The sequence below is a fragment of the Streptomyces sp. sk2.1 genome, assembly GCF_008120935.1.
Taxonomy (GTDB): domain Bacteria; phylum Actinomycetota; class Actinomycetes; order Streptomycetales; family Streptomycetaceae; genus Streptomyces.
In genome coordinates, this window is record NZ_RDBO01000210.1 from 1 (window position 1) to 2,559 (window position 2,559).

2 protein-coding genes are annotated in these 2,559 nt (G+C 74.7%); one reads left to right on the forward strand and one right to left on the reverse strand.

Going from position 1 to position 2,559, the window contains the following annotated elements; all coding sequences use genetic code 11:
- Positions 1 to 1,483: AAA family ATPase (locus tag EAO76_RS42600; protein ID WP_148841577.1), on the reverse strand; the 1,483-nt coding region annotated here is incomplete at its 3' end.
- 467 nt (positions 1,484 to 1,950) lie between these two features.
- On the opposite strand from EAO76_RS42600, the gene EAO76_RS42605 reads away from it, so the two are divergent.
- Positions 1,951 to 2,559, forward strand: a 609-nt coding sequence (locus tag EAO76_RS42605) for an MFS transporter (RefSeq protein WP_262376235.1), incomplete at its 3' end; no start/stop codon positions are given.

The following is a 2,559-nucleotide window of genomic DNA, read 5'->3' on the forward strand; positions in this document are numbered from 1 at the left end:
CCCCGGACGACCCCGCCACCGGGCCGGGAGAACCTTCCCCCGCACCGGAGGACGGCCCCGCCGCCCCGAGCAGCGCACCCGCCTGCGCGAACCGGCCCAACGACCGGAGCGCACGCGCCCGCCACACCACGGCGTCCACCACGTCGACCCCCGGACACCCCGCCGTCACCCGCTGCCACACCCGGGCATGGACCCGCTCGGCCTCGCSGGGCSGCCCSGCGAGGACGAGGGCCTTCGCCCGCAGCAACGACGACTCCGGCGAATCACCCGCCACCGCGACGACCCGCCGCAGCGCCAGCACCGTGCGCCCCGGCTGCCGGAAGACCCCGCTCCGCGCGGCGACGGCCAGGGTCCGCACGTCGTCGGCCGTCGGATCGTCCGCGTGCACGAGATGCGCGGCCAGCGCGAACGTGTCACCGGCGGCACGCAGCGCCGCGACGGCCCGGTCCCGCGCCGCGTGCCGCCAGCCCGCCCCCGACGCGTGGTGGACCCGCGCCCTGACCACCGGCCGGACGAAACGGAAACGTCGCCCCGGGCCGTCGGGCACCACCACGCCCTCGGCGTACAACTCGTCCAGCCCGCGCAGCACATCGGACAGCGGCAGCACCGCCGTCCCGGCGACCACCTCGGGAAGGAACGGATCACCGACCAGCGCGGCCGCACACGCGGTGCGCCAGCCCAGCGAGGAAAGACAGTGGAGGTCCGGCCCCCGCGCCCCGGACGACACCAACGGCGGTACCCCCAGGGCCAGTTCCAGCACGCCGTACAGACCGGGGTCCGACTCCGCGTCGTCCGGGCGGGGACCGGCACCGTCCACCGGCGGCGTACCCAGCAGCCCCGGCACACCCGCCGCGTCGCGCAGCGCCACGGCCGCGGCCACCGGCCCCACCCGCGCGGGCAGCAGCGCCCGCAGCGACTCGTCGGGCAACCGCGACAGCCGTAGCTGGTGGACGTCGCCGGACGCCTCGGCCAGACCCGTCGGATGCCTCCCCGCGGGCACGGAACGATGGGCGAGAACGGTCAGCACCGGAGCGTCCGGCGGATGGCGGACCAGGTGCTCCAGGAACTCCACCGCGTGCGGACACGCGCGGTGCGCGTCGTCCACCACGAACAGCAGCCCGCCGCCCTCCCGGGCCAGATGCCCGAGCACCGCCCGCACGGCCCGGGACACCGCGTAGTGATCCACCGGCCCGGGAGCCGCCCCGTACGTACCCAGGGCCGGGAACACCGAAGCCAGATGCCGGGTCGCCGTCTCCCCGAGCCGTTCGAACAGCGACCCGTCGGCACGGGCCAGCAGATCGTCCAGCGCGTCCACGACCGCGTCGAAGGGCCGGCCCGCACCGGTCCGGGGAGCCCGGCCCGCGGCCACGACCCAGCCGTCCCGCCGCGCCGACCGCGTCAGCAGCCGCAGCAGATGGGATTTGCCGACCCCCGGCTCACCACTGAGCCGGACGAACTGAGCCGAATCCCTGGAAAGCCTCAACCACTGGCGCAACAAGTCGAGTTCATGGCTCCGGGACACCGAAGGCCCACCCGCACCGGCCGCCGCCCCGAACACCGACGCCGCCTCCGGCACACCGGCCTCCCCAAGTGAATATCCGTCACGAAAGGCTGGCTCATCACGCCCCGGCACCCAAGCACGGGCCGCTGTCCACAGGTTGCCTGGCAGAAAGTACGACGGAAGATCCCGCCCGGCCGCGCAATGTCGGGGAGAACCCCGAACCGCCGGCCCGCGTAATCGAACAAAGGCCCTCGGTTTCACCGAAAACCCCAGGAAGAACGCCCACCGCTCCCGTTTCCGGCAGGCCCGGCCTTTTCCCCGCCGCACCCGCACCCGACACGTCCACGAGCACCCATCCGGGGAAAACCCCGACTGGCGCACCGCGCGCCGGGGACTCACGCTCGGTCGCGTTCGCGCGTGCACTGTCCCTATCCCGCGGAGGAACGAAAGTGGCAACCGGGAACAGCACCCGTCTGCGATTCGGCTACGCCTGCGGGTCCCTGGTGACAGGTACGTTCACCACCCTTCCGGGACTCCTGCTGCTGCCCTACCTCACCGACACCCTCGGCGTGGGCGCGGCCCTCGCCGGCGTCGTCATCCTGGTCCCCAAGGCATGGGCGGTGCTCCTCGCGCCGTTCGCGGGCCGCACCGGCGACCGCACCCACCGCAGGCGGGGCAGCCGGCGCCGCCACGTCCTGGGGGGCGGCCTGGGCGCCACGGCCGCCTTCGCCGTCATGCTCGCCGGGGTCGCCGACGGCACCGCCGGGATGGCCTGGACCGGCCTCGGCTTCCTGCTCACCGCCACGGCCTTCGCCTTCTTCCAGGCCGCCTACGCCGCGCTGCCCGCCGACATCGCGCACACCCCGCACGACCGGATGCGCCTGGTCTCGGGCCGGGTGGCGGGCATAGCGGTCGCCGGTGCGGCCCGCGAACGGCGCGAGGAGCACCGCCCATGCCTTGGGGACCAGGATGACGACGCCGGCGAGGGCCGCGCCCACGCCGAGGGTGTCGGTGAGGTAGGGCAGCAGCAGGAGTCCCGGAAGGGTGGTGAACGTACC